The 26659-nt window shown below is 70.3% G+C and carries 24 protein-coding genes; 10 read left to right on the top strand and 14 right to left on the bottom strand.

What is annotated here, in order from left to right; genetic code table 11:
* Positions 1-43: 43 nt before the first annotated feature.
* The 7 genes from ABGB11_RS18920 to ABGB11_RS18890 form a co-directional block, all read right to left on the bottom strand.
* Positions 44-1222 carry a sulfotransferase gene (locus ABGB11_RS18920; RefSeq protein ID WP_347634479.1) on the bottom strand — a complete coding sequence of 393 codons (1179 nt, stop codon included), beginning with the start codon at positions 1220-1222 and terminating at the stop codon, positions 44-46.
* A 13-nt stretch (positions 1223-1235) separates the two neighbouring features.
* The gene (locus ABGB11_RS18915; protein ID WP_347634478.1) at positions 1236-2021 is read right to left on the bottom strand and encodes an SDR family oxidoreductase; all 786 of its coding nucleotides are present in this window, start codon (positions 2019-2021) and stop codon (positions 1236-1238) included.
* Complete coding sequence (locus tag ABGB11_RS18910; RefSeq protein WP_347634477.1) at positions 2021-3241, bottom strand: hypothetical protein; 1221 nt, start codon at positions 3239-3241, stop codon at positions 2021-2023. Before ABGB11_RS18910 ends, ABGB11_RS18915 begins: the two co-directional genes overlap by 1 nt.
* A 95-nt stretch (positions 3242-3336) precedes the next feature.
* On the bottom strand, positions 3337-3798 hold the full coding sequence (locus ABGB11_RS18905) for a nuclear transport factor 2 family protein (RefSeq protein ID WP_347634475.1): 462 nt from the start codon (positions 3796-3798) through the stop codon (positions 3337-3339).
* Between the two features lie 158 nt (positions 3799-3956).
* The gene (locus ABGB11_RS18900) at positions 3957-4385 is read right to left on the bottom strand and encodes a hypothetical protein (protein ID WP_347634473.1); all 429 of its coding nucleotides are present in this window, start codon (positions 4383-4385) and stop codon (positions 3957-3959) included.
* Positions 4386-4730: 345 nt separating this feature from the next.
* Positions 4731-5426, bottom strand: coding sequence for a hypothetical protein (locus ABGB11_RS18895; RefSeq protein ID WP_347634471.1), 696 nt, complete (start codon positions 5424-5426; stop codon positions 4731-4733).
* 46 nt (positions 5427-5472) lie between these two features.
* On the bottom strand, positions 5473-6132 hold the full coding sequence (locus ABGB11_RS18890) for a hypothetical protein (protein WP_347634469.1): 660 nt from the start codon (positions 6130-6132) through the stop codon (positions 5473-5475).
* Between the two features lie 222 nt (positions 6133-6354).
* Between ABGB11_RS18890 and ABGB11_RS18885 the strand changes: the two genes are divergently transcribed.
* From ABGB11_RS18885 to ABGB11_RS18855, 7 genes are all read left to right on the top strand, one after another.
* Positions 6355-6786, top strand: a complete 432-nt coding sequence (locus tag ABGB11_RS18885; RefSeq protein WP_347634467.1) for a hypothetical protein — start codon at positions 6355-6357, stop codon at positions 6784-6786.
* 9 nt (positions 6787-6795) lie between these two features.
* Positions 6796-7437 carry a hypothetical protein gene (locus tag ABGB11_RS18880; protein WP_347634465.1) on the top strand — a complete coding sequence of 214 codons (642 nt, stop codon included), beginning with the start codon at positions 6796-6798 and terminating at the stop codon, positions 7435-7437.
* A 16-nt stretch (positions 7438-7453) separates the two neighbouring features.
* A complete protein-coding gene (locus ABGB11_RS18875) occupies positions 7454-8491 on the top strand; it encodes an XRE family transcriptional regulator (RefSeq protein ID WP_347634463.1) in 1038 nt (345 codons plus the stop codon).
* A gap of 193 nt (positions 8492-8684) precedes the next feature.
* Positions 8685-9551 carry a helix-turn-helix transcriptional regulator gene (locus ABGB11_RS18870; RefSeq protein WP_347634461.1) on the top strand — a complete coding sequence of 289 codons (867 nt, stop codon included), beginning with the start codon at positions 8685-8687 and terminating at the stop codon, positions 9549-9551.
* A 130-nt stretch (positions 9552-9681) separates the two neighbouring features.
* Positions 9682-11616 carry an AarF/UbiB family protein gene (locus tag ABGB11_RS18865; protein ID WP_347634458.1) on the top strand — a complete coding sequence of 645 codons (1935 nt, stop codon included), beginning with the start codon at positions 9682-9684 and terminating at the stop codon, positions 11614-11616.
* 42 nt (positions 11617-11658) lie between these two features.
* Positions 11659-12279 (top strand): alpha-ketoglutarate-dependent dioxygenase AlkB, encoded by a 621-nt coding sequence (locus ABGB11_RS18860; RefSeq protein WP_347634456.1) that lies wholly within the window; start codon positions 11659-11661, stop codon positions 12277-12279.
* Between the two features lie 69 nt (positions 12280-12348).
* Positions 12349-15288, top strand: coding sequence for an AAA family ATPase (locus ABGB11_RS18855; RefSeq protein ID WP_347634454.1), 2940 nt, complete (start codon positions 12349-12351; stop codon positions 15286-15288).
* On the opposite strand, the gene ABGB11_RS18850 is transcribed toward ABGB11_RS18855, so the two are convergent.
* The gene (locus ABGB11_RS18850; protein ID WP_347634452.1) at positions 15278-16156 is read right to left on the bottom strand and encodes a LysR family transcriptional regulator; all 879 of its coding nucleotides are present in this window, start codon (positions 16154-16156) and stop codon (positions 15278-15280) included. The two genes, ABGB11_RS18855 and ABGB11_RS18850, sit on opposite strands and share 11 nt — an antisense overlap.
* Before the next feature lie 78 nt (positions 16157-16234).
* Between ABGB11_RS18850 and ABGB11_RS18845 the strand changes: the two genes are divergently transcribed.
* Both ABGB11_RS18845 and ABGB11_RS18840 read left to right on the top strand, forming a co-directional pair.
* Positions 16235-16900: an SDR family oxidoreductase gene (locus tag ABGB11_RS18845; protein ID WP_347634450.1), complete on the top strand. Its 666-nt coding sequence runs from the start codon at positions 16235-16237 to the stop codon at positions 16898-16900.
* 12 nt (positions 16901-16912) lie between these two features.
* On the top strand, positions 16913-17740 hold the full coding sequence (locus tag ABGB11_RS18840) for an NAD(P)H-binding protein (RefSeq protein WP_347634448.1): 828 nt from the start codon (positions 16913-16915) through the stop codon (positions 17738-17740).
* Here ABGB11_RS18840 and ABGB11_RS18835 read toward each other — a convergent pair.
* From ABGB11_RS18835 to ABGB11_RS18815, 5 genes are all read right to left on the bottom strand, one after another.
* On the bottom strand, positions 17623-19128 hold the full coding sequence (locus ABGB11_RS18835) for a caspase family protein (RefSeq protein WP_347634446.1): 1506 nt from the start codon (positions 19126-19128) through the stop codon (positions 17623-17625). The two genes, ABGB11_RS18840 and ABGB11_RS18835, sit on opposite strands and share 118 nt — an antisense overlap.
* Positions 19080-19472: a hypothetical protein gene (locus tag ABGB11_RS18830; RefSeq protein WP_347634444.1), complete on the bottom strand. Its 393-nt coding sequence runs from the start codon at positions 19470-19472 to the stop codon at positions 19080-19082. The genes ABGB11_RS18835 and ABGB11_RS18830 overlap by 49 nt, the downstream gene beginning before the upstream one ends.
* A gap of 274 nt (positions 19473-19746) precedes the next feature.
* Positions 19747-21210 (bottom strand): alpha/beta hydrolase, encoded by a 1464-nt coding sequence (locus tag ABGB11_RS18825; protein WP_347634442.1) that lies wholly within the window; start codon positions 21208-21210, stop codon positions 19747-19749.
* A 289-nt stretch (positions 21211-21499) separates the two neighbouring features.
* The gene (locus ABGB11_RS18820; protein ID WP_347634440.1) at positions 21500-21712 is read right to left on the bottom strand and encodes a DUF397 domain-containing protein; all 213 of its coding nucleotides are present in this window, start codon (positions 21710-21712) and stop codon (positions 21500-21502) included.
* A gap of 255 nt (positions 21713-21967) precedes the next feature.
* Positions 21968-22840, bottom strand: a complete 873-nt coding sequence (locus ABGB11_RS18815) for a helix-turn-helix transcriptional regulator (protein ID WP_347634437.1) — start codon at positions 22838-22840, stop codon at positions 21968-21970.
* 865 nt (positions 22841-23705) lie between these two features.
* Here ABGB11_RS18815 and ABGB11_RS18810 point away from each other — a divergent pair.
* Complete coding sequence (locus ABGB11_RS18810; protein WP_347634435.1) at positions 23706-25076, top strand: cyclic nucleotide-binding domain-containing protein; 1371 nt, start codon at positions 23706-23708, stop codon at positions 25074-25076.
* 134 nt (positions 25077-25210) lie between these two features.
* Here ABGB11_RS18810 and ABGB11_RS18805 read toward each other — a convergent pair whose 3' ends face one another.
* Entirely contained in the window at positions 25211-26536 is a 1326-nt protein-coding gene (locus tag ABGB11_RS18805; protein ID WP_347634433.1) for a HAMP domain-containing sensor histidine kinase, read from the bottom strand.
* Between the last annotated feature and the right edge of the window lie 123 nt (positions 26537-26659).

Genomic DNA, 26659 nt, shown 5'->3' with positions numbered 1-26659 from the left:
GGCTCATCCCCCATGAGCACCCGTGTGGTGAGTGCTGGGTGCCTTACCCTGCCGCCGCGCCCGGCAAGCGCGGGCTCGCGGAATAGTCGGCGAAACGGTCGTCGATCTCGGACGCGGTCAGACCGAAGTCTTCCAGAGAGTACCGATGTGCCGGTTTTGCGGCACCGGTGGCGCTCGCGCGGTGGAGTTCCGTCATGGCGGTTCGGGCCTCGCCGGTGAAGGGCAGCCCGAATCGGGTATAGACGCCTTCGACCGTTCCGATGGGGTCGCGGACGAAATCGTGGTAATAGACGTCCGCGAACTGCACGGGATCGCGGCGGGCGCGTTCGGCGCGGAACCGGTCGAGGCCCCGGCTCCACAGGTCGAACTGGTCGCGGCCGATCGTGGCGCCGGTGAACACGTCCGACCATCCGGCGGTGGCGTGCGCGGCGAGGCTGCACATCGACGCCATCGCGGTGCGCGGGGAGCGGTGCGTCTGGACGATCAGCGCGTCGGGGTAGACGTCGAGCAGCGCGTCCAGCGCGAACAGGTGGCTGGGATTCTTCAGCACCCAGCGGCGCCCCGCGTCGTTGAGGCCGATGAGCTGGAGGTTGCGCCGGTGGCGGCGGTAGGCGTCCGTCCAGTCCTGCTCGGCGAGCCACGCCGAGTAGGTGGGCAGGTGGGCGAGGCATTCGAACGAGATGGACAGCATGCTCTGGCGCAGGAGCTGCCAGCATTCCTCGACCGAGTCCGCCGAGATGTAGTGGACGCCCATGAACTCCGGGTTCTCGACGTGGTGCCGGCGGTAGCCGGCGTCGATCGCCTGGAAGACCGGGTCGTCGGCCCAGGTCTCGCGCGGAGGACGGGGCTGCGGCACCTCGGCTAGCCACAGATCGAGGCCCTGGTGGGCCGGGTCGGCGGTGAGGAGCCGGTGCAGGGCGGTGGTGCCGGTGCGGGGCAGGCCGGTCACGAAGATGGGCCGCTCGATGGGCACCTCGGCGTGTTCGGGATGACGACGCCAGGCCGCCTCGGAGAACTGCCGCGCGGCGAGAGCGCCGCGCAGCATCGCCCGCTGCGCCTTGTTGCCGAACGGCGTGAGCCCCGCGTCCTTGACGAGCGACTCCAGGAGGACGCGCAGGCCTTCCATGTACTCGTCGCCGCCGAAGTCGTCCATGCCGGTGACTTTCCTGGCGGAGGCGTGCAGGTCCTCGACGGTCCCCACGCTGTCGCGGCCGTTCGCCATCGGTGCGCCCTTCCTAGTGGTGCCACTCGCCGGAATTGACGTCCAGGCATTGGCCGGTGACGGCGCGCGCCAGCGGCGACAGCATGAACACCACGGTGTCTGCCACCTCGTCGGGCTCGGGCAGTTTCCGCAGGTCCGTGGTCGCGGCGTTCTCGTCGTACACCTGCTGTGGCGGGACGCCGCGCTTCTCCGCGAGGTGGTTGAAGTACCACTTGAGGTTCGGAGCCCAGATGTAGCCCGGCGCGATGGTGTTGACGCGGATGCCGCGCGGGCCGAGTTCGGTGGACAGGTTCTGCGCCATGGCGAGCAGCGCCGCCTTGGCCATCTTGTAGGCGCCGAACGTCCGCCTCGAATGGCGCAGCACGGCCGAGTTGACCATCACGACCGAGCCGCCGGTCTCCTCCAGCGCCGGGACGAACAGCCGGGTGAGGTGCAGCGCGGCCAGCACGTTGGTCTCGAACCCGGCGCGCACGGCGTCGATGTCGACCGTGGTGAGGTCGGTCAGCGGCGGCGTCGCGAAGGCGTTGTTGATGAGGCCGTCGACATGTCCGAACGCCTCTTCGGCCGCCTCGGCGAGCCGTTCGCAGGCATCCGCGTCCCGGATGTCGGTCGGGACGGTGACGGCGCGGCGGCCGATCTCCTCGACCTCCTTGGCGACCTCCAGAAGGCGCTTCTCCTTGCGGGCGGCGAGCACGACATCGGCGCCGGCGTCCGCGCACTGGAGCGCGAGGCTGCGTCCCAGCCCGGGGCCGACCCCGGAGATGACGACGACCTTGTCCTTCAGCAGTTCCGTGCCCATCAGCCGAGCATCCTCTTCGCGACGGCGGTCTGGCGCGCGGCTATCTTCTCCGCCCATTCGTCTTTGCCGATGCGCTGCCTTTCGTAGAAGGGCAGAACGTTCGGCAGTTCGTCGAACGGGACCACTTCGACGCTCGGTCCGTCTTCCGGCTTGAGGTCGTGGGTGAGACGTTGCCAGCGGAATTGCAGGTAACCGCGCCGGTGGCCGGTCCGTTCGATCCAGTTGGCGAGGCCGGGATCGCGCTCGCTGACCACGTACCGGATCATGCCGTCCTCGTCGGCGCGGGCCTGGTCGGCGGTGAGGCTCGTCTGGTGGTTGATGTAGTCGAGCGAGATGTACCACATGCTGCCGAGCTGGAATCCCTGGTAGGGGGCCACGTCCTTGGCGGCGGCCGGGGCGGTGATGACCATGACCTCGTCGTCGTCCAGGTCGTAGTGGCCCACAGAAGAGAACTGCGTGGACAGCCCGCCGGGTGTCGGCCGCGGCTCGGTCAGCGTGTTGACCGGCAACCGCAGGTAGTGCCATTCGGGAAAGGCCAGGAAGGTGCGGATCCTCGACACCAGCATCTTCCCCGCGATCTCGTACCGCCGGGCCATCCGATCGGACGGTGTGGGCAGCGGGGACGTCCCGAGCGTGTCGGCCCGGTGGATGCGGATCTCGCCCGGCCTCTCGTTCTCCCAGTCGCTGAACACCTCCCGGACGATCAGCATCGCCGATCCGGGAGCGAGCGCGACGTAGCCGGGGCCGGCGTCCTTCTTCGCCGGGCCGAAGCGGACCTGGAACGTCCCGTCCTCGGCGATGTCCAGCTCGCGGTCGTCGAACGCGGTGAGGCTGTCGGGCGACTGGGTGGGCGAATAGTCGCCGTTCATGATCTGGAAGCTGAGATCGGCGGTGGTGCCGCGCCGTCCCGTGACCACGTACTCGGCGTCGTCCCTGATGTATGCGTGGAAGTAGAGCGTGTCGGGATTGTCGAGGCCCAGCTTGGTGTAGGGGCCGGTGGACGACGCGAAGAACGGATAGTCCTGCTGGTAGGCGCCCACCATGTGCAGCGACGCCTTGATGCTGCCGGCCAGGTAGTCGAGGCCCTCGGCCAGGTCCTGGTCGGTCTTGACGTGCGGCGCGGTGCGGATGATCCGCTCGGCCTCCAGGACCGCGTCGGCGAACGAGCGCGCGGCGGCTGCGGAACGGTCGGTCGTGCCTGCGGCTGAGTCGGTGGCCACCGGGCTCTCCTGGGATCGCGGGTGAGAAAGCCGTGCTCGACTGGCGGGACGGACGCTAGAACTCGTTCTAAGCGGAGGTCAACGCGGGGTCCCGGTCAATGGGAGGTGGTGAACTTCAGGCTCGGGGCGTCGTCCAGCGACACCATGTACTCGTAGGTCCGCCGGTGCCCGGTCTTCTCGACCCGCCATGTCCCGTCGTCCCCGCGCCGGTAGGTGTCGTGGTAGAACGCGGCGCCCCGGATGAGCAGCCTGTGCTCGGGGATGATGATCGTGTCGTCCAGCGACCAGATGCCGGTGGCCCGGTCGCCGTCCAGGTCGATCTCCGGGCAGCCCGCCGTGTGCGTCGTTATCTTGTCCGGCCCGAGGTTCAAGCGCATGTAGTCGAGGATCGCGTCCCGCCCCTCCAGCCGGAGCGTCTTCTTGAGGACGGGCGTGTCGTACTCGGCGACGGCGTCCTCGGCGAACACCTCGGCGAACTCGTCCCACAGCTTGAGGTCGACGCAGCGCAGGTAGCGGTGCTTCAGCCGCCGAATCTCTTCCAGGGCAACCAGATCCATGCGACACAGCCTGCTCGCTCCACCGCGATAAGACAAGAACATGTTCTACCTGCCGACCGCCGCGATCGTCCCCAAGCCCGGCCAACGCCCCTGACCCCGAGGGGCCGCGTCGCGCGGCCCCTCGCCCTGTCACCCCACCGAGACCCGCGCGGCGCCGCTCAGCGGATGCCTCGACCAAAGCCCGACGGTGCCCTGAACCGCGTGATACGGGAAACCCGCCGCAAACGTCTCCTCGTAAACCGGCACCGCCGAAGGCACCAGCTCTTCCACCGCGATGAGATCGGGCCGGGCGTTGGCCAGTGCGCGAGCCGTCCCGCCGGGTCGGTGTTCTCGTCACTGACGTTGTGCTGCACGACGACCAGGTCGTGCCCGCCGGGCTTGCCCACGGGCAGGAGCAACCCGCCGAAGCCGTATGCCCACGCCGCCGCCGGCAGCAGCAGGGCAACGAGCGCGGCGGCCGAACGACGCACCAGCGCCAAGATGAGCAGCACCACCACGACCAGGCCGAACCAGGGCAGGAACGTTTCGACCAAACTGCCCGCCGAGTCGGGCAGGACACCGTGAAACACGAGCAGCCCGGCGGTCACCACCGCAACCGCCGCAAGCACCCACCCCCGCGCCGCGTCCTCGTCCGACGCCGGACGTCGCCCCACCGCTGCCATCAGCGCCCGAGCCCGCTCCACCAAGCCTGCCCTCACCGCCCATAAGACGCCCCACCACCCCACGCGGTTCTGCCCACGGCTACGAGACGTTCCCGGCGCCGGATTCGACGAGCCCCAACTCGTACGGCGGGTATTCGACCGTCGTAGGGAAGGCGGCGCTACTCCATGGCCTCGGCGACGATCGTCCACAGGATCGGATCGGGCCCCAACGTGAGCAGCCTCGGTCGCAGCGTTTCGCCTGTGAAAGCAGAACGGATTCCGGCACCTGGCTCACCCCAGGACGAGGCGCTTACCTGCACCGAACCGCTCGATGGCACGGCCCAACTCATCAGTCGACACGTCCAACTCGATGACATAGCGCTTACCGCGCAGCCTCGGCGCCGGAGGCTGAGCCGTGACGACCATGGCGGCCAAAGGGGTCGCCGAACCAGAGTCGTCAATCGCCTTGGTCGGAAAGATCTCTACGAACGGTGGCGCCGCGGGCACTGTCGTGGGCTCGTTCTCCCCGACGACATGAATCGCGGCGATCTCCTCCCACCCGAGCCCGTCCCGGATACGCCCGCCGAAGACGGCCCAAACCCCGTCCACATCCAAGGCCAGGTACGGACGCATGACCCGCTGCCGGACGAACGCCCATACCCCGAACCCGAGAACCAGCGTCCAGGGGATCCAGATCCCCAAAGCCTTGAACTTGTCCCCGGCCGGAACAGGCCCCTTCTCCCCCGCCTCGTCGACCAGCCCCGGCACGCCCGTGCCGAAGAGCACGTACAAGGGCGGGTAGACGGTCAAAGCGACCACGAAAAAGAGAACGACCGCGACGAGCGGCCCCGCCACGATCCATTGCGCCCGGCTCATCCGCCCCCAGGCCCGCCGCCCCACCGCCCGCCGGCGCTCCCGCGAGGGCCGCTTGATCGCGACCAGAACGGCCCCGTCACCAGGCCTGCGCACCCGTTGATCACCCGACACCCACCGAACGATAAAGCCGCTCAGACGGCGCCACCACCCCACCAGATCAGCCGAAAGTGTCCAACCGGGCGGCGACCGTCTTCGCGAGGCCCTCCACCTGCGCCCTCTCCTTAACGCCCGGCTCGTCATGGGTACGCGCCGACACGTCCACAACCGCGTTGGACACCCTGAACTTGGCGTGCACATCGAACACCTCGATGCGAGCCACGATGACGACGAAGCTCGCCTTGTCGGTGACCCCGTAGCCCTTCTCCCCCACGTCGACCGGCGTCACCTGGGCACCCCGACGAACACGGCTGTCGTACCAGTTCTGCAGCGCATCGGCGGCGACTTCAGGACCGTTCCGATCCGTGGCCGCATGCTTCGTCTGGACGTGGACACGCACCGTCCGGAACGGCCGGTCGACCCGCGTCGGCACGCTGCTCCACTTGCACTCTGACCAGGTATCACCGCCCAACCCAAGAAACGACCGAGGCTTGGACTCCCCAGGCTCCCGCCGCCCGTTCGAGACCAACGGCGCAAGAACTTCCGCCTCAGGCATGAGCTCGCATGCATCAAGATCCTCGAACCGGCCATCCCAGTTGAAGAGCCCAAGCCGCCAGACGGCCACGACCCCGCCCCCACCCACCACGGCAACAACGGCGCACGAGATAGCAACCCCAACCCGCCACCGCCCCCACCGGGACGACCCCTCACCAACCACCATCCACCCAGCGTGACACACCCACCACAATCACCACGTACGGGTTTTTTTGGGGGGTGGAGTGGTGGGCGGCGCGGCACTCTCGGGCGGGTTAGGGACGACGAGAGGGGCCGGTCCCAGCCTGGCACCAAGGGGCTGGCCCCTCCTCAGGAGGCCGGCAAGACCTCGCGCCGCGAGCGCCAACCTGATCGCACGCACCGGGAAGACTCGTCGCCGTAAGGCGAAGTGAGCTACCGCGCCCGGCGGTGGGAATATCGGGGGCGCGCCGGTGAGCGGCCGAGGTATGTTCTCAGCCGGCTCCTGATCGGGATTCTCGCGCTGGGATTCCTGCTCATCTTCGTGACCGGCTTCCGGGAGTTCGTCAAGAGCGTCGATTCGCGGTACGAGTGGGCCGGGAATCTGGCGTTCGCCACCGGGATCAGCTACGTGATCGTCACTCTGGTGTCGAGCGGGCTGGAGGCCGGCGCCGTCATCCAGGCCGACCAGACGATCGCAGGGCGCGCGGAGCTGAGTGCACGGACTGCTGGACGCGGGGGGCGTCAGATGGCCGCCGCGGGCGAAAGCCTGCGGCGGCCATCAGGTCCTGCGGCCGACCGCACGCAGAAACCGTCCGCCGTGCGCTTTAGCGAAGGCGGCTTTGTCGGTGGTGGTGGTTAGGGTCGGGGTATGGCTGAGGAGCAGGTTGTCTGGGGAGAGTTGCTCCAGGTTGGGTTTCTGCATGCGCTCCGCGAGGCCCATCGCGAGGCGACGCTGGCCGTGTTCGGGGGGCTGAGCCGGGCGGCGGGGTTCACGGAGCGGTCGTACGGGGTCAGCGCCTTCGACGTCCTCACCTCGCAGATCGACCGGGTCTTCGAGGGCGAGCCCCCGGTCACGCGGGACGATCTGAACGGGTCGCCCGGGTGGCGGTACGGGCGCTACCGCGTCCTGCTCAAGCACCACGAGTTCGGCAACGTGCGAGGCATCCGGTGGGACCGCGACAGCCCCACCAAGCAGTCCGTCGCGCAGCAGAGCTACCTCGACGACCCGCAGCTGGCGCTTCCGCTCGGCATCGGCCACGGCGACACGCCCGGCGTCGTGACGCTCGTGCTCGCGCACAGCGCCAGCGAGGAGCCGCTGGAAATGGAGCTCTTCCTGGGACGTCCCAGGTGGAACGCGGACGGCGGCACCGCCTGGCACTGGGTGAAACCTCTGGACGACACCATCGGCGCCGATCCACGTCGTAAGCTCGTCGAGCGGACGATGCCGCTCTGGGGCGACGAGGAACGAGACGTGCCCATGCGGCTTCGCGGGGAGACGAAAACGGCCTAGTAAAGGGTGGCGCAGGGTGCTGTTCGACTGCGAGCGGCTGACGCTCGCCCGGCGCCTGCGTGGGCTTCGCAAGAACCAGCTCGCCCTGGCCGTCGGGACGACGCCGAAGGCGATCGGGCAGTACGAGGCGGGCGTCCAGAAGCCCGAGGAGACGACCCTGCGGCGGCTGGCCATCGCGCTCGGCGTGCCGGTCGAGTTCTTCCACGCCGGGCGCAGCCCCGTCTCCATGGACGGTGCCCACTTCCGGTCACTGCGATCGACCAGCCAGATCGAGCGCGACCAGGCGCTGGCCTACGGGCGGATCGCCACCGACGTCGTCGCCGCGCTGGAGGAGCACGTCGATTTTCCCGAGGTGGCCCTGCCGGAGTACCCGGTCCCGCCTGACGAGATCGCCGGCCCCGGTCCCGTCGAGGCGGCCCGGCTGACCAGGAAGGCCCTGCTCGACCGGCCGGGTCCGGTGCCGCACGTCGTCAGGCTGCTGGAGTCGCACGGTGTGATCGTCCTCGTCCTGCCGGAGGCCGCCGAGCGGGTCGACGCGTTCAGCGTGGGCATCCACCCGCGGCCGATGGTGTTCTTCAACCCGGCGAAGGGCGACTACTGGCGCAACCGCTTTGACGGGGCCCATGAGCTGGGCCATCTCGTGATGCACGCCGACGCCGAGCCCGGAGAGAAGATCGTCGAAGACCAGGCGCACCGGTTCGCCGCCGAGTTCCTCATGCCCGAGGAGGGCATCGCCGCCGAGCTCCCGTCGACCCCCGACTGGGAGCGGCTGGCGTCGCTGAAGAGCACCTGGGGCGTCAGCATGGCCGCGCTCCTCTACCGCGCGCGGACGCTCGGGATCATGAAGGAGACCGCGTACCGGAACGCGATGAGCGCGATGAGCGCGCGGGGCTGGCGGCGCCGGGAGCCGGGTCCGGCCCGGGGGCTGGAGCGGCCGACCATGCTGACCCGCGCGATCGAGATCGTCGGACAGGCCGGGGTCGACCGGGACGAGGTGGCCGAGCGCTCCCGGGTGACCAGGGCCGATCTCGACCTCCTGGTCCCGCACCGCTGAACCCGGCCGTCCCTTCCGTCTCCGGGTCAATGGAACGGTCCTTTAGGAACCCGTTTAACACGATGATGTGATTTGTACAACGCGCTTCCCGAGTTATATATCTCTGTCCGGGGGTCTCCTGCACACTCGCCATTAGTTGTGAGACCCTCCCGGGAGTTGCCGGGGACGGACGTACGCGGACGCTGGAGATCTTGTGCTGGACAACCGGGAGGCGGGCCCGACCGCGCTGCGCATGCAGATCGGCACGCGGTTACGGCGCCTGCGTGAGGACAGGGGCCTCAGCCGCGCCGAGGCGGGCGAGGCGATCCACGGGTCGGCGTCCAAGATGAGCCGGCTTGAGCTGGGACGACACGGTTTCAAGGTCCGGGACGTGCTCGACCTGCTCACCCTCTACGGCGTCGACGACGAGGACGAGCGCGCGAGCTTCGTCGAGCTCGTCGAGGAGGCCCGCAAACCCGGCTGGTGGCAGAGCTACAGCGATGTCGTGCCGAACTGGTTCGAGCAGTATCTCGGTCTCGAACAGTCGGCGACCACAATTCGCTGTTACGAGGTGCAATATATTCCGGGCCTGCTGCAAACGCGCGATTATGCGCGCGCCGTAATCGGGCTCGAATACCACGACGCGGCGTACGAGGGTTTCGAACGGCGCCTTGAGGTGCGGATGCGGCGGCAGGAGATCCTGCACCGGCCGACCGGCGCGGCGACCCTGTGGGCGGTGATCGACGAGGCGGCGCTGCGCCGGCCGATCGGCGGGCCGGACACGATGCGCGGCCAGATCGAGCACCTGATCGCGGTGTCGGAGGGCATGCACAACGTGAAACTCCAGGTGCTGCCGTTCTCCGCGGGCGGGCATCTGGCGCTGGGCGGTCCGATCACGATCGTCCGGTTCGCCGAGCACGACCTGGAGGACGTCATCTACCTGGAGCAGCTGACCGGCGCGCGCTACCCGGAGGGCGAGGAGGCCTTCCGGTACCAGCGGATCATGGATCTGCTGGCGATCCGCGCGGCCCGTCCCACCCGCACCGCCTCGCTACTCAAGGGCCTCCTGCGCGATTTCTGACCCCGCGCCGCCGGCCGTGCCGACGATCACCCGCCGGGGCGAGCGGGCTCCCCCGTAGGTGGGAGGCGGGGCCGGTTCACACTCCGTAGCGTCGCCGCGACAGGTAGGCGATTCTGCGGGCGGTAGGAAAGTGAACAGTTCGGCGGCGGTCGTCGCGTTCATCAGCGGGACGGCGATCAACACGTGGGTCATGGCGTACGGGGCGCGGCGGCTCCTCAACGTCCGGTTCTCCCTGTTCAGGACGGTGGTGGCCGGCGCGCTCGGGCAGGGCGTCGCGAGCCCGATCATCACGGCGCTGATCGGCGACCTCGGCGACCGCCGGGAGGTGACGCCGCTGCTCTGGTTCGTCTGCCTCGGGTTCGCGTGCGCGCTGCTGGTCTCGATGACGGCCCTGGTGCTGTGGGAGGCGTTCGTCCCGACCGGAACCGTCCCGTCGCCGCTGTCGTGGCTCGGCGGCCTCCGGTCGCGAATCGCGCGGGCGCGCCGGTACCGGCGGATCTCGTTCATCTTCCTCCGCCACGGCCTCGGCCCCTACCTGCGGGGACGCGCCAAGCCGACCCCGCGCACGGCGCGCTCGTTCACCCATGCCCTGGAGCAGGGCGGCGTGGTGTTCGTGAAGCTCGGGCAGGTCCTGTCGACGCGGCGGGACGTCCTGCCGGCGGAGTTCGTCCGGGAGCTCGGGCGGCTCCAGGACCGCGCGACGCCCGTCCCGTGGCCGGAGATCGAGCGCGTGCTCCGGTGGGAGCTCGGCGACCCGGACGAGGTGTTCGCCTCCTTCGACCGCACGCCGCTCGCCGCCGCGTCCATCGCGCAGGTGCACGCGGCGACGCTCCGGTCGGGCGAGGAGGTCGTCGTCAAGATCCAGCGGCCGGGCGTGCGCGACGTCGTGGAGCGCGACCTGGACATCGTCGGCCGGCTCGCCCGGTCGCTGCACGACCGCGCCGGGTGGGCCAGGTCGTTCGGCGTCGTCGATCTCGCGGACGGGTTCGCCACCGCGCTGCGCGAGGAGCTCGACTTCCGCGTCGAGGCGCGCAACATGGCGTCCGTGGCGGCGACGGCGCGCGGCGGCGACGTCGTCATCCCGCGCCCGTACGACGACCTGTGCACGAGCCGCGTCCTCGTCATGCAGCGCCTGGACGGGGTCGCGCTCAGCAAGGCGGGCCCGCGCATCGACGCCCGGGGCGTGGACCGGACGAAGCTCGCGAACACCCTCCTCGACACCGTCCTGCGGCAGATCGTCCTGGACGGGGTGTTCCACGCCGACCCGCACCCGGGCAACATCCTGCTGCTCGACGACGGCCGGCTCGGCCTGATCGACTTCGGGTCCGTCGGGCGGCTCGACGCCGAGCTGCGCAGCGGCCTGCAGCGGATGCTCATCGCGATGAACCGGGGCGACGCGGTCGCGGTGACGGACGCGTTCCTGGAGTTCACGGCCCGCCCCGACGAGCTGGACGAGCAGGCCCTCGCCCGCGCGCTCGGCGCCTTCATGGCCCGCCACCTCGGCCCCGGCACCACCCCGGACATGGCGATGTTCACCGACCTGTTCCGGCTGGTCGCGCGGTTCGACCTGGCCGTCCCGGCGGAGATCGCGGCGGTGTTCCGGGCGCTGGCGACGCTGGAGGGCGGGCTGACGGAGCTGGCCCCGGGCTTCGGCATCGTCCAGGAGGCGCAGGCGTTCGGCGAGACCTACCTGCGGGAGCGGCTGCGGCCCGCGTCCCTCCAGGAGGCGGCGAGCGACGAGCTGGTCAGCCTGATGCCGATGCTGCGCAAGCTCCCGCGCCGCATCGACCGCATCGCGGCCGCCGCGGAGGCCGGCCGGCTGACCATGAACATCCGGCTGTTCGCGGACGAGGCGGACCGGCGGACGGTCACCGGACTCCTCCAGCAGGTGCTGCTCACCGTCCTCGCCTCGACGGCCGGGGTGATGGCGGTGATGCTGCTCGGCCTGGACGACGGCCCGGCCATGACACCGGACGTCTCCCTGTTCCAGTTCTTCGGCTACTGCGGGCTGGTGATCTCCTCGGTGCTGTCCCTGCGCGTGCTCGCGGTGATCTTCCGCCGGTGACATGATCGAACACATGTTTGACCCGCTGGATACAGTGGGGGCATGTTCCAAGGGTCGCTGCTGGACGACACGGACGAGCGCGGACCGCGCCCGCTGCGGTCGGCACGGCGGACGCGGCTGGCGCACGGCGCCTGGGTGGACGTCCTGCCCTCCTGGATCCCCGCGGCGGACGCGCTGTTCGAGCGTCTCCTCGACGGCGTCCCGTGGCGTGCGGAGCGCCGGCGCATGTACGAGAAGGTCGTGGACGTCCCTCGCCTGCTGGCGTTCTACGACGAGGACGAGCACCTGCCCGATCCCGTCCTGGTCGAGGCGAAGGCGGCGCTCAACGAGCACTACGCCGAGGAACTCGGTGAACCGTTCCGCACGGCCGGGCTCTGCCTGTACCGCGACGGCCGCGACAGCGTGGCCTGGCACGGCGACAGGATCGGACGGGGCGCGACGCACGACACGATGGTGGCGATCCTGTCGGTCGGCACGCCGCGGAGCCTGCTGCTGCGCCCGCGCGGGGGCGGCGGCCCGACGGTCCGGCACGAACTCGGCCACGGCGACCTCATCGTGATGGGCGGGAGCTGCCAGCGGACGTGGGAACACGCGATCCCCAAGAGCACCCGCGTGAAGGGCGCCCGGATCAGCGTCCAGTTCAGGCCGCGCGGGGTCCGCTGAGCCGGGAGGGGAAGCACGCGGGGTCCCGCCGCCTCATGGCACCATTACGGTGATTCGTGAGGAGGGCCGTTGCTGCGTCTGGTCGTTTCACAGACCTCCCCCGGGGCGTATCGGACGGTGCTGGACGCGCTGCAGGCGCCGCTGCCCGTGTACGGGCCGGCCGGGAGGCACATCCTGATCGAGCCGGGGCTGTATCCGAACACCGGATTCCGCAGCTCGGGCGACTTCGTCCTGACAGCGGTGGGCGGGCCGGGCTCGGTGACGCTGGACGGCGCCACCGACGCGACGATCGAGGTCACCGGGCAGGTGACGCTGCAGGGGCTGATCGTCCGGAACTGGAGTGCCCAGGGCCTCGCGCTGGAGGTCGCGGAGGGCAGCGTCCTCGCGGAGCAATGCGAGTTCATGAGCCGGTCCGACCTCGCGGTGCGGGCGGCGCAGGGCGCGCGGCTGGCGCTGAAGGAGTGCCAGGTGCAGGACGGCGCGGTCGTCTACAGCGCAGCGTCCGGGATCATGGAGGGCAGCGCCGTCTCCGGCACGGACGGCAACGCGGTGGCGATCCGCAGCGGCAGCACGGTGACCATCCGGTCGTGCCGGGTGTCCGACGCGGGCCAGCACGCGATCTGGGTGACCGAGGGGTCGCGCCCGCTGATCGAGCAGTGCACGATCAGCAACCCGGCGAGCGCCGGCATCCGGGTCGACGACCGCGCGGACGCGGCCGTCCGCAACTGCGCCTTCCACGACTCGGGCGAGTCGTCCCTGATCGCCGTGGAGAAGGGCAACGCGGTCGCGGAGGACTGCCTGATCGCCGGCGCCGGGGCGGACGCGCTGTGGGTCGCGACCGGCGGCTCGCTGACCGCCCGCCGGATCACGATGGAGGCGCCGCGCCGCACCGGCGTGGTGGTCGAGAGGGGCGTCGCGCTCCTGGAGGACTGCGAGATCCTCGGGGCGTCGACCAACGGGCTGTCCTTCACCGACCAGGCGAACGTCACGGTCGTCCGGGGACGGATCGCCGACTCCGGGAAGGTCGGCGCCGGGCTCGGCGCCGGAGCGCGCGCCCTGCTGGACGGGACGACGATCAGCGGCAGCGGGCTGGCCGGGGTGAGCGTGGAGCCGAACGGTGAACTGACCCTCCGCCGCTGCACGGTGGTGGAGAACCACGGATCGGGCGTCTTCGTGTCCAGCGGCGCCGCCGTCGACATCGACGGGCTGACCAGCGACCGCAACGGCCGGCCGGACCAGCTCGACCCTGACCGCCCCACGACGGTGACCACGCAGGTCAGCGAATCCAAGGCACCGGTCGAGAAGACCCCGGAACCGGTCCGGACGCAGACCGGCGGCGCGGTGTCCGCCGATGTCCTGCTCGCGGAGCTGGACGCGATGATCGGCCTCGCCGGGGTCAAGCGCGAGATCCGGAAGCTGACGAACCTGCAGAAGGTCGCCGAGCAGCGGCGCCTCGCGGGCCTGCCGCCCGGCCCGGCGATCGGCCGCCACATGGTGTTCGCCGGCCCGCCCGGAACGGGCAAGACGACCGTCGCGCGGCTGTACGGCGGGATCCTGGCGGCGCTCGGTGTGGTGGAGAAGGGCCAGGTCGTCGAGGTGAGCCGGGCCGACCTCGTCTCGGAGAACGTCGGCGGAACGGCGCTGAAGACGACCGAGGCCTTCGACCGCGCGAAAGGCGGCGTGCTGTTCATCGACGAGGCGTACACCCTCTCGCGCCCGACGACCGGCACCGACTTCGGCCAGGAGGCCATCGACACCCTCGTCAAGCTCATGGAGGACCACCGCGACGAGGTCGTCGTCATCGCGGCCGGCTACTCGGCGGAGATGCGCGAGTTCCTCTCCGCCAACCCCGGGCTCAAGTCCCGGATCTCCCGGACGGTCGAGTTCGAGAACTACAGCCCGGCCGAGCTCGTCCAGATCACCGCGGCGCAGGCGGAGAAGGACGGCTACCGGCTCGCCGACGACGCGCGGCAGGCGATCCTGGAGCACTTCACGTCGGTGAAGCGGGACGCGACGTTCGGCAACGGGCGGGCGGCGCGCCGGATGTTCGAGGCGGCGGTGGAGCGGCAGGCGCAGCGCTTCGCCGACCTGGACGAGCTGCCCTCCGGCGAGGAGCTGTCCCTGCTGCTCGCCGAGGACCTCGACGTCGAGACCGGCCTCGCCGCCCGGTTCGGGGAGGCGCGTGACCCGGGCCAGGTCCGCACCGTCCTCGACAATCTGAACTCGATGACCGGCCTGGACGAGGTCAAGCGCGACATCGGCGACCTGCTGGACCTGCTCGCGTCGGCTCGCCGGCGGCGCGCGGCCGGGCTGGAGGCCGAGCCGTTCACCGGGCACCTGATCTTCGCCGGGCCCCCGGGCACCGGCAAGACGACCGTGGCCCGCCTGTACGGGGAACTGCTGGCCGCGCTGGGCGTCCTCGCGCAGGGGCAGGTCGTCGAGGCGGCGCGGGTCGACCTGGTCGGGCAGTACGTGGGGCAGACGGCGCAGAAGACGTCGGAGGTGTTCGAGCGCGCGCGGGGCGGCGTGCTGTTCATCGACGAGGCGTACTCGCTGTCGCGTCCGACGGGGTCGGGCCACGACTTCGGGCAGGAGGCCATCGACACGCTCGTCAAGCTCATGGAGGACCACCGCGACGAGGTCATCGTCATCGCCGCCGGCTACACGTCCGAGATGGACGGGTTCCTCGCCACGAACCCGGGTCTCGCCTCGCGTTTCGCCCGGACCCTGACCTTCCACCCCTACAACGTGGACAGCCTCGTCTCCATCTTCCTGGGCAAGGCCAAGGCGGCGGACTACCGCGTCCCGGACCCGACGCGGCAGGCCCTCGCCGTCCATCTGAAGGCGAACCACGCCCGGTTCCGGCAGGGCAACGGCCGCGAGGTCGACAAGCTGTTCCGCGCCGCCGTGACCGCCCACGCCCGACGCACCGAGCAGCTCGCCAACACCGGCGCGGAGCTCACCACGGACCAGCTCGCGACGCTCCTGCCGGAGGACGTCAGGTCCTAGCGGTGTGGAGCAGGTCGCGGATCACGTTCCTGTGGTCCCCGGCCCGCCACGCCAGAGCCAGCCGGCTCGGGGACAGCCCCGTCACCGGAATCGCCGTGATTCCCGGGCGCCGGTAGATGTCGGCGTTGCCGGACGCCATGAGCACTACGCCGCCGCCGTCCTCTATGGCGGCGAACGTCTCGTCCGCGTTGGATGCGGTCGCACCGACCTGGACAGGCCTTCCATCGCGTTCGTCGAGGGCGAGCCAGAAGTCGCGTAAGGGGCCGGCGGTCTCGGGTAGCGCGATGAAGGGTTCGTCGAGGAGTTCTTCGAACGCGACGGTCGCGCGTCCGGCGAGAGGGTGGTCGTTCCTGAACGCGACGTAGCGCGGCTCCTCGGCGACCACCTGGATGTTGAACTGTTCCTGTCCCGGGACCGGCAACCACACGAACGCCACATCGACAGCACCGTCCGCCAGGCCGGCCGTGGGGTCCTCCCAGTTCACCTGGCGGAACCGGATGCTCCAGGTGGGGCGGCGCTCCGCGAACCGCTCCCGCATGTCCGCGATCAGGCCGCGCCCGACACTGGTGGACATGCCCACGGTCAGCACGGACGCCTCCCGCGCCGCCGCGTCGCTCACCGCCCGCTGGACCTCGTCCCAGCCGCAGAGCATGTCGCGGGCCGCGGGGAGCAGGACCCGTCCCGCCGCCGTCAGCGCGACGGCCCGCCGGTCGCGGTCGAACAGGCGCACCCGCAGCTGCTCCTCAAGCTGCCTGATCTGCTTGCTGAGCGCCGGCTGCGACACGAAGAGCCGCTCGGCCGCCCGAGTGAAGGACAACTCCTCGGCGACCGCCACGAAGTACCGCAGATCCCGCAGATGCGCGTCCATCACCGATGGTTATCACGGCCGCTATTGGACGCGCGACGGTCACCCGCGCGACGATCGTCGCGACGGGGGGAGGACGCCATGACGGTCTCGCTGGTCACCGGGGCGAACCGCGGCATCGGCCGCGAGGTGTGCAGACAGCTCTCGGCGCAGGGCCACGACGTCCTGCTCGGAGCGCGCTCGCTGGACGCGGCCGGACGCGCGGCCAAGGAGGTCGGGGCGACACCGGTCCGGCTGGACGTCACCTCCGCGGCCGACATCGAGCGGGCCGCCGCCGAGATCGGCGCGCTGGACGTCCTCGTCAACAACGCCGCGATCACCTACGACACGTGGCAGCGGGCGTCGACCGCGGACCTGGCCGTCGTCCGGGAGGCCGCCGAGACCAACCTGTACGGGCCGTGGCGGCTGACGCAGGCGCTGCTGCCCCTCCTGCGGCGCAGCAGGCACGGACGGATCGTGAACGTCTCCAGCGAGGCCGCGTCGCTGACCAACATGGGCGGCGGCACCCCCGCCTACACCGCGTCCAAGGTTGCGCTCAACGCGCTGACCCGCATGCTCGCCGCCGAACTGCGCGCCGACGGCGTCCTCGTCAACGCGGTCTGCCCCGGCTGGGTCGCGACCGACATGGGCGGCCCCGGCGGGCGTCCCGTCGCCGACGGGGCGGCGAGCGTGGTGTGGGCCGCGACCCTCCCCGACGACGGCCCGACCGGCGGGTTCTTCCGCGACGGCCGCCCCCTCCCCTGGTGAAAGGACATTGAGATGATCACGGTCGCCGGTTCCACCGGAAACATCGGCTCCGAGCTGGTCTCCATCCTCGCGGCGGCCGGCGAACCGGTGCGGGCGCTCGTCCGCAAGGTGCCGGCCTCCACCCTGGACGGCGTCGAGTACGTGACGGGCGACCTCGACGACCCCGCCTCCCTCGCGCCGGCGCTGGACGGGGCCTCGGGCGTCTTCCTGCTGCCGGGCTACCGCGACATGCCGGGCGTCCTCGCCGAAGCCCGTCGCGCCGGAGTCCAGCGAGTCGTTCAGCTTTCGGGGGGTTCGGCGGGCAGCGGCGACATGACGAACGCCGTCACCCGCTACATGGTCGTCACCGAACGGGCCGTGCACGACTCCGGCCTGCCGTGGACGATCCTCCGGCCGAGCGCGTTCATGTCCAACGCGCTCCGCTGGCTCCCGCAACTGCGGGCCGGCGACACCGTGCGGCTGCCCTTCGCGAACGTCCGGGCCGCCGTCGTCGACCCGCACGACATCGCCGCCGTCGCCGCCACGGCCCTGCTGGAGGGCGGCCACGAAGGCCGGACGTACTACCCGACCGGCCCGGAATCCCTGCTGCCCGCCGACCAGGTCGCGATCCTCGGCGAGACCCTCGGCCGCGACCTGCGCTTCGAGGCGCAGCCGGACGACGAGGCCCGCGCCGAGATGACCGCGCAGATGCCCGCCGAGTACGTCGACGCGTTCTTCGACTTCTACGTCAACGGCTCCCTCGACGAGTCGATCGTCCGTCCCACCGTCCAGGACGTCACCGGCACCCCGCCCCGCACCTTCGCCCAGTGGGCCAAGGCCCACATCACCGCCTTCGCGTGAGGGCGGCGCCCCGGGCGCCGGCCCGGGGCGCCGCCCTGCCGGCTCAGGTCCGGGACCACCCGTACGGCGACGGGAACATCCCGGTGGCCCCCTGCGGCCTGTACACGACCCGGCGTGCCAGGGTTCCGAGGAACCTGATTCATCACGTCGATCAGGGCGCACTGCACCGCGTGGTACCTGACGTTCCGGCTCCGGCCGAAGACGAGCAGCAGGCTGGTGAAGCACGGCATCAGGTAGGCCAGCACCGAACCGCCGCGCAGAGGCTCCTCCCATGCCTGCGCCGCCGGAGCGACGGGAGCGGGCGGCCTCATCGACACCGGTCCCGGCGGGGGCGTCCCCCGCGGGCGCTCCTCGAACGGCCGGACCCGGTCGACCTCCGCGATCGCCTCGCGGGCGCCGGTCGCCACCATGCGGCTGTCGTCGTCGAGCAGCGTCCTCAGCCGTTCGTAGGCGAGCCGCCCGACCCCGCCCCCGGCCAGCGCCAGGTCCTTCAGCGTCGTCACGGCGGCGGCGCGCACGGAGGCCAGGGGATGCCCGACCGCCGAGGACACCTCGTCCGGCAGCGCCGGAGCGCGGGCCGTCCCGGGACTGAAGGCGACGATCAGCTCGCCGCTCACATCGGAGAACTTGGTCGGCGTCTGGTTCGGGTTCGCGGCGGTGACCTCGGAGTACGCGTAGTCGTACAGCTCGTCGATGGAGATCCGCCCGTCCCGGTTCCGATCGGCCTCCCCGGTGGTGAGGCCGCGCACGAGCGCCTCGGTGAAGACCGATGGCCTCCCGCCCTCGTCCTCGGACGCGTAGCGGGAGATCTCCTTGGTCACCCGCCGCCGGTCGAGCTCGAACGCGTACTCCAGCGCCGAGGACGACGACAGGATCGCCCGCCCCGAGCCGCTCAGCCGCTCGTTGATCCCGACGCTTCCGCCGCCGCGCACGACCATGCCCTCGACGAACGCCCCGCTGTAGCAGCAGTCCAGCAGCAGGATGATGTTGCGCGACATGCTGTGGGCCATCTGCTCGCTCACGAACGTCGACGCGATCCCGGTCGAGCCGAGCCTGTTCACCCGGGTGTTGCACGTCGCGAAGTACAGCCGCCCCGCGTCGTCCTTCACCCCGTGGGACGAGACGTAGAGCAGGAGCACGTCGTCGGGCCGCCGGTCGCAGAAGAAGTCCTCGATCGCGGCGTTGACCTCGTGCGCCGGCCGGTTGAACACCTCGTCCACCTCGAACCCGCCGATCCGCGGGTCCGCCAGGGCGGCGGACAGGGCCCGCACGTCGTGGGCGGGTGAGCGCAGCGAGCCGAGCCCCGGATCCTCGTAACTGTCCGAGGCCAGCAGGAGCGCTAGTCTTCGCGCCCCTCCCGGTCGCCGTCCCGCGTTTCCTCGTCGCATGTCAGCAGCCATTCGAGCAGTTCCCGCCGTTCCCCCGGAGTCGCCGCGGACAGTTCCACCGACCTGTCACCGCAACTGATTTTGACGTTTCCCCTCCGCGGACCGAGCCAGCCGAAGACCCCATTCACGAACGCCTTCATGACCGGCGTGCCGCCGAGACCGACGACCAGCGTCGCGATCGCCACCGCCGAACCGGACTTCGCCCCCGCAGGCGTCCGGACGGCCCGCCGCTCGACCTGCACCCCGACGCGCCGCAGGTCTCTCAGCAGATGGCGGCTGAGCTGGTCCAGCCGCACCGGATCGGCCCCGCGCTCCTGGACCTCGACCAGGACGGTCCGCGTCATAGATAGCTCTTTCGTCGAATTTCCACAGATTCCTTCCCCCGTGTTGCCTCCACTCAATTGACGCGGCCACCCCCACACGGGAGGACACCCGCCAGGTCTCGATTCGAAATACACCGCCGAGTAGTCAAGATCATCTACTCATCTCCGGATGATTCACCTGCAATATCGCCACCCGATACGTGGAAACCACGGAATTCAAAAACTCCCGGGACGGGTCGGGGATGCGTGCAGGGGCCGACCGGGATGGCGGTCGGCCCCTGGGCGGGTGGGACGGTCAGGTTGAGGGGCAGGTCTTGCCGGGCGGGGGGAGGGTTCCGGAGATCAGGTAGGCGTCGATGGCGTCCTGCATGCAGGGGCCTCGGTTGTAGCTGCCGTGGCCGGCGCCCTCGTAGGTGAGGAGGCGGCCCGTCCGGCCGAGCTGGTGGGCCACGTTCTTCGCCCAGGAGTACGGGGTGGCGGGGTCGTGGACGGCGTTGGCCAGCAGGATCGGGGCGCTGCCGCGGACGTCCAGGCGGTGCTGCGGGTTGCGGACGGGCTGCGGCCAGCCGAGGCAGGCGGAGATCGCGAGGACGGGGCGCGCGAACGTCATGTCGGGGGCGACCTTCTCCGTCTGCCGCATGAGCCGCGCGTACTCGGTGTAGTCGCGGACGGGCAGGCTCCAGTCGGAGCAGAACTGCGCGGTGAACGGGTCCTTGGCGGTCTCCCCGGCCTGCGCGGGTGCGTGCGTGGTGGCTTTCACGGGCTTGGACGTGTTGAGGGCGGCCAGGTTCTTCGCGAGGTCCGGCCAGTCGGGGCCGTAGAACTTCTTGTAGGTCATCAGGACCAGGGCGAACTCGGGAAGCGGGGTGCTCGGGTCGGACGGGTCGGGGAGTTCGCCGCGGGCGGCGCGGGCGCGCAGGTCACGCCAGATGGCGCGGACGTCCTTGCCGTGCAGGGCACAGTCCTTGGTGCGTCCGCACCAGGCGACGAACTGGTCGAACGAATCCTGCGCGGCGGCCAGCTCGGACATCAGGAAGCGGCGGGCGTCGGGGATGCTGTGGTCGTTGACGCTCTCCAGCACCATCGCGCGGACGCGCTTCGGGAACGTCTCGGCGTACATCTCGCCCAGCAGGGTGCCGTACGAGCTGCCGTGGAACGTCAGCTTCGCCTCGCCCAGGGCGGCCCGGATCGCGTCGACGTCCCGGACGGTGCTGAGCGTGTCGGCGTGGTCGTACAGCGGCCCCGTGCGTTCGCGGCAGTCGGCGCGGAGGCGGGCGTTGTGGTCGAGCGTCGCCTGGAAGTCCGCGGCGCTCTTGATCATCGGGTCGGGGGCGTTCGCCACCAGGTCGGCCGAGCAGGTCACCGGGTTGCTGGCGCCGACCCCGCGCGGGTCGAAGCTGACGATGTCGAAGCTCCGGCGGAGCCGGTCGCCGAACCGGCCGATGCCGTCGGTGACGCGCTCGACGCCGGAGTCGCCCGGGCCGCCGGGCCCGAACACGAGCGTCCCGACGCGGGCGGACGGGTCGAGGGCCTTGCGGCGGGCGATGGCGAGGCCGAACGTGGGGCCGTCCGGGCGCGACCAGTCGACCGGCAGCCGGAGCGTGGCGCACTCGGCTTTTCCGTCGTCGCCGCAGGAGCGCCAGTCGATGGCGGGCGACGCCGCGGCCGGGCTCGGCTGGAGGGGGACGGCGGCGCCGGTGAGCGCCACGGCCCCGGCGGCGGCCGCCGCCCAGAGGGCGAGCCTGTGTTTGCGCAGCATGAATGGCCTTCCGGTGGAGGAAACGTCAGATGAGCCGGCCCGTGAGAGCGGCGTCGAAGGTCCCCGGCCCGGCCGTGGCCGGGGACCTCTGACGATCAAGTTAGGGACGTTTTCCTCACCGGAACAGGGTGGTCAGGGGCGTTTCAGGGTAGGTTTCAGGGTTCGCTCAGGGGCTGCGCGCGAACTCCCCCGACCCCCCGGGGCCCTGTCAAGAGTCGCCGGTCAATACTTCACAGCGCCGTGGTATTCGACAATTCCTCAGATTGACAGGGGAAATGAGTCTGGTGACTCAACGGCCGTCCAGGTCTCCGTTCTGGATGGCGTTCAGGAGAGCCCGCCACTCGGCGGCGGCCAGGGCGAGGACGCCGGCGGAGCGGTCGCGTGAGTCACGGACCAGGACGGACGGGCCCTGGGCCGCGACTTCCACGCAGTCGTTCTGATCCTGGCTCGCACTGGCCTTTCGCCAGTTCAGTGGGGTCTCCAGGTCGGACCGGTAAACCATCCAGCAACCCTCCATCCATGTCGGCGGGTGCCGTCACGCCCTGCCGATCGGGCGGAGACATCCACCGGGCGAGCACCAAGTTGGGCACAACAAACCACGACCTTGTGGATAATTTCCCGATCAAGAGTGTAAACGGTTCTAGTTATCCCGCCTACAAGGGAACACAAGATCACTCAGTGTGTTATGACGGCCACTCGCCTTGGGGATGCTGGATGCCGCGGTCACCTCCCGGTTGAGTTGCGGTGCGGTAGTCAGTCAGGCCATGAGGTCTTCGGCGCACTGCCGCAGGAGGGCGATCGACTCCTCCGAGGACAGCGCCTGCTCCAGCAGCAGCTCGAAGCTGTCCCGGTACTCGGGGATGCGCGGGTCGTCACCGGTGATCATGAGGCTGGCGCCCTGCCGGCCCTCCAGGTAGAGGATGTCGCCGAGGTCGCCGTCGAACTCCAGGAGGCTGAAGGGCCCCTCCAGCCCGAGGTGCGCCCCGGCCTTGAACGGGAGCACCCGGATGGTCAGCAGATCGTTGCTCTCGGCCGAGTCGGCGATGTGGTTGAGCTGCGCCGGCATGATCGCCGGGTCGATCTTGATGCCGACGTGCCGGCGGATGACCGCCTCGTCGATGATGTAGTGCTGGCGCGGCGGGTTCTCGCGCTTGGCCAGTTCCTGCTGGCGCTGGATGCGGAGCTTCGCGGCGAGCACGCGTCCCGTCTCGGACGACTTGCCGGTCGAGAGCACCTCCGCGTACTCGGGCGTCTGGATCAGCCCGGGGATGACCGTCCCATGGAACTGCCTGATGTAGGCGGCACCGGCCGAGTAGCCCACATAGGCCAGGAAACTGGGGTCGAGCTCACTGCGGTACTGGTTCCACCACGCGGGTTCGCGCGCACCGCGGGCCAGTGCCTGGAGCCGCTCCTGGCGACCCTCCGAGTTCACTCCGTACACCCTGAGGAGCGCCTGCAGATCCGTCCTGGTGATGGCGTTCTTGCCGCCCTCGACACGGATCAGCTTCGACGGAGACCACTCCAGCTCCCGCGCCACCTGCTCCTGCGTCAGGTTCTTCTCCTTGCGCAGGCGTACCAGCTCGGTGCGCAGCAATGCGCTCTGGACTATGGGCCCCTGGTCACTGGTCATCGTTATCGCTCACTGTCCGTAGTTGATGCCACCAACCTGGATGCTACATGGCATACCGGGACCTCACATCCCACATGGCGTCACTGTGCCGTATGTCCCGGTCAAACCATCTTCACGGTGGGCACCAGACCCCGCCATATCGCCCGAATCTCGCATCCAGAGCTTCCAGTCTGCTGCATACCTTGAGACCATGTACTAAAGTGCTAGGTAGCAGAATAACAGAAGACGAGTTGCGACCGAACGGCCTGCAACGTATCGTCAGGGTCAACATTGACTCAGAGTGAGGGCTTCGGGCGAGACGTGCGCCCGGTCCGCACTCCACCGGCGGTCACGGGGCCACGGGCACCGCCGGCGCAAGAACGAACGACGGACCCGGCACGCGCCGGACGGGAGGGGCACGACGGAGCACATGACTTCGGCAGAGCCGGAACCACACTCACGAACACTGTCAGAGGCGAAAAACAGAGTCGCCCGCCGCTTTCCGACGATCACCGGGTCTGGCAGCCAAGACGATCGCGGGAGAGCGGAGAGCGACTCCCAGGGCCGCACGATGACGTCCGGGCCGGTCTGCACAGACATCTGCGAAGACGCAGAAAGATCGGGCTGACCTGCCAAAACGTTCCTGCGGGCTCACCCAGTCTAACCGCGATCACGCGGTCCGGGCCATAGGTGAAGTGAACATCGGCCACCCCGACCGGTGCCGGGCGCCCCGGCACCCCCCGACCGGAGGCCGGCGTCACGATTCGAGGCATGGGGTCCCTGTCATGTCAGAGCTGCAGTCTTCCTCCCCGACCTTCGCCGTCCACCCCCCACACCCCACGGGGCCGCCACGTCCCGTCCGGTCCGGCCCGAGGCGGGTGGTTCAGTGAACGACCACGCCCGCGACCACGACCCGGACCTGATCGTCACCTCCGAGCTGATGCCCCGGCCGCGGCCCGCCCGCCCGGCAGAGACCGCCCGGCGGCAGGGGTTCTGGCCGTCCCTGACCACCATCGAGCAGGCCTCGTTCCTCGCGTCCGCGCGGGAGGTCGTGTACCCGGTCGGCACGGTGCTGTGGGCCGAGGGCCAGTCCGCCGACCAGACCATCGTGATCAAGTCGGGCACGGTGCGGGTCAGCGTCGAACGGGACGGCCGCGAGCGGATCATCGCCTTCCGCGGCCCCGGCGACATCCTCGGCGAGCGCGCCGCGCTGATGCTGCGCCGCCGCTCGGCCACCGTCGTCGCCATGGACACGCTGCACGCCCTCAGCCTGTCCACGCAGGAGTTCGTCGCCTACCTCAGCGACCACCCGCGCGTCGTGGCCGTCCTGGAACACGAGATATACGACCGGATGACCGAACAGCACGGTTCGGCGCCCACGCCGCAGTACGCCACCGGGCCGATGCACCCGTACGGCCCCGCGGCCCAGTACGGGCCCCCGCAGCCCTACGCGTCGGCGTACATGCCGGTGCTCCCGCACTACCAGTACGCGATGACGGGGCCGTTCACGGTGGCCGGCGCCTACGCGGTACCCGACCCCCGCACCGGCGGCGCGGCCTACATGACCAACGCGCCGCTGCCGGCCCACACGATCGGCGCGGTCGTCGAGGCGTCCTACGAGCAGCCGACGCAGCCGATGGAGTTCCCCCGGCACAGAGGAGCGTCCTGGGCCGGCCAGAACTGCACGATCGTGTACACCGACGTCGCCGGGTTCAGTTCCCCGGACCGCGACGACGCCGACCGGATCGACGTGCGCCGCGCCATGTACCGGGCCCTCCAGGAGGCCTTCGAGGACTCCGACGTCCCCTGGGACGGCTGCCACATCGAAGACCGCGGCGACGGCGCGCTCATCGTCGTCCCGCCGCAGGTCACGACCGCCGCGGTGATCGACCCGATGCTGGTGTCGCTCGGCATGCGGCTGCGCCGCCACAACCACCGGTCGAGTGAGGCCGTGCGCATCCAGCTCAGGGTCGCGGTGAACGTCGGCCCGGTGATGCCCGATCCGCCCGGAGTGTCCGGATCGTCGATCATCACGACCGCCCGGCTGCTCGACGCCCCGCCGCTCAAGCAGCGGCTCGCCGCGACGGGCGCCGACCTCGGCGTCATCGCGTCGCGCTTCGTCTACGACTCCGTGATCGTCCACAGCCCCGGCTACGTGAAGGCCGCCGAGTACGAGCAGATCAGCTGCCGGGTGAAGGAATCGGACGTCGAAGGCTGGATCCACCTGCACGGCCTCCCCGCCGAGTCGGCGATCTGACCCCTCGCCGGCTGGTCCCGCACGGGCCGCCAAGCCCCGACCCCGCGTGCACCGGTGCCGCGGGGTTCTTCGCATCCGGGCGAACCGCAGGGCGAACCGCCGGGCGGCCCGGCGAAACGCCCGGACGTGGCCGGTCAGGTCGCGGGCGGATTCTGGCGGTCGCGAGGCATCCGCAGGACGAAACGGGCACCGCGGTCGCTGTCCTCGATGGTGAGCGTCCCGCCGTGCAGCCGGGCGATCTCCCGGGCGATGGGCAGGCCGAGGCCCGTCCCGCCGGGATCGCGGGCCTTGCTGTCCTCCAGGCGCGCGAAACGCCGGAAGACCAGATGCCGGTCCTCCTCGGCGATGCCCACCCCGTCGTCGAGGACCTCCAGGACGGCGACACCGTCCTCCCGGGCCACGGTGACGTCCACCCGGGACTCGGCGTGCCGCTCCGCGTTGTCCAGCAGGTTCGTCAGCAGGCGGACGAGGCGGAGCCGGTCGCCCAGCACGACCACGCCCTCCTGCAGGTGCGGGACGATCCGCTTCGTCCGCTCCGACCTCGCCACCTCGATGGTGACCAGCGCGCCGAGGTCGACCGGCTCCACGTCCTGCCAGGCCGCCGCGTCCAGCCGGGCCAGCTGGAGCAGGTCCGTGACGATCGCCTGGAGCCGTTCGAGGCTCTGCAGGACGGTCCGCGCCGTCTGCGGCCAGTCGGCCTGCTCGGGGAACAGCAGCGCCTCCTCGATCTGCGTGCGGGCCGCGGTGATGGGGCTGCGCAGGTCATGGGACGCGTCGGAGGTGAAGCTGCGCTGCTGCTCCAGCGCCCTGTCCAGGCGGTCGAGCGTCGCGTTCGCGGCCTCCGCGAGCCGCCTGATCTCGTCCCGGTTCTCCGGCACCGTCACCCGGCGCCCCGGCTGCTCGGCGGTGATCTCCGACAGCTCGGCCCGGATCGCCTCCACCCGGGCGAGGGTCTGGTCGACCGTCCCCCAGGCGCGCAGGCACGCCAGCAGGATCACCAGCAGCGAGACGCTGGCCAGGAACAGGATGAGCCCGCCGCTGACGTACCAGGGGACGGTCGGCACGGCGGCGTAGATGATCCAGTCGCCCGTGGGCTGGAAGACGCGGAAGCCGACGACCCACTGGCAGCCGCCCAACCCCGGCGGCGAACAGACGGTCGCGAAGTCGTACACATGGAACCTCGACGGGTCGAACCGGGCGATCGGCGGACCGTCCAGCGTCGGCCCCACCGACCCGGCGATGACCTTCCTGCTCTGGTCCAGCACCTGCACGACGACGCCTTCCGGCGTGACGAGAGGCCCGTTCACGTGCCCGCGCCTGATCTCGTAGGCCGTGGTCAGCGCGGCGGACGTCGCTTTGCTCCGCGCTGAGTTGGTCTCCGAATCCCTGGCCTCCACCAGGATCAGCGTGGTGACGATCGCACAGATCATGGCGGTGACCGCCCCGGCAATGACGGTCATCCGCACCCGTATGGACCATGTGCGCCGTCCGTACACCCGACCTCCCGCAGGTGAGGTAATCACCGCCCGGACCGAAATCAGTCCTCTGAACAGCAGCGACGCCCCCAATAGAGGTCAAAGAAA

It is taken from the genome of Actinomadura sp. B10D3 (genome assembly GCF_039871695.1).
Classification (GTDB): Bacteria; Actinomycetota; Actinomycetes; order Streptosporangiales; family Streptosporangiaceae; genus Spirillospora; species Spirillospora madurae.
Note: the sequence above shows the minus strand (reverse complement) of the source record. Positions and strands in the feature narration are given on the sequence as shown.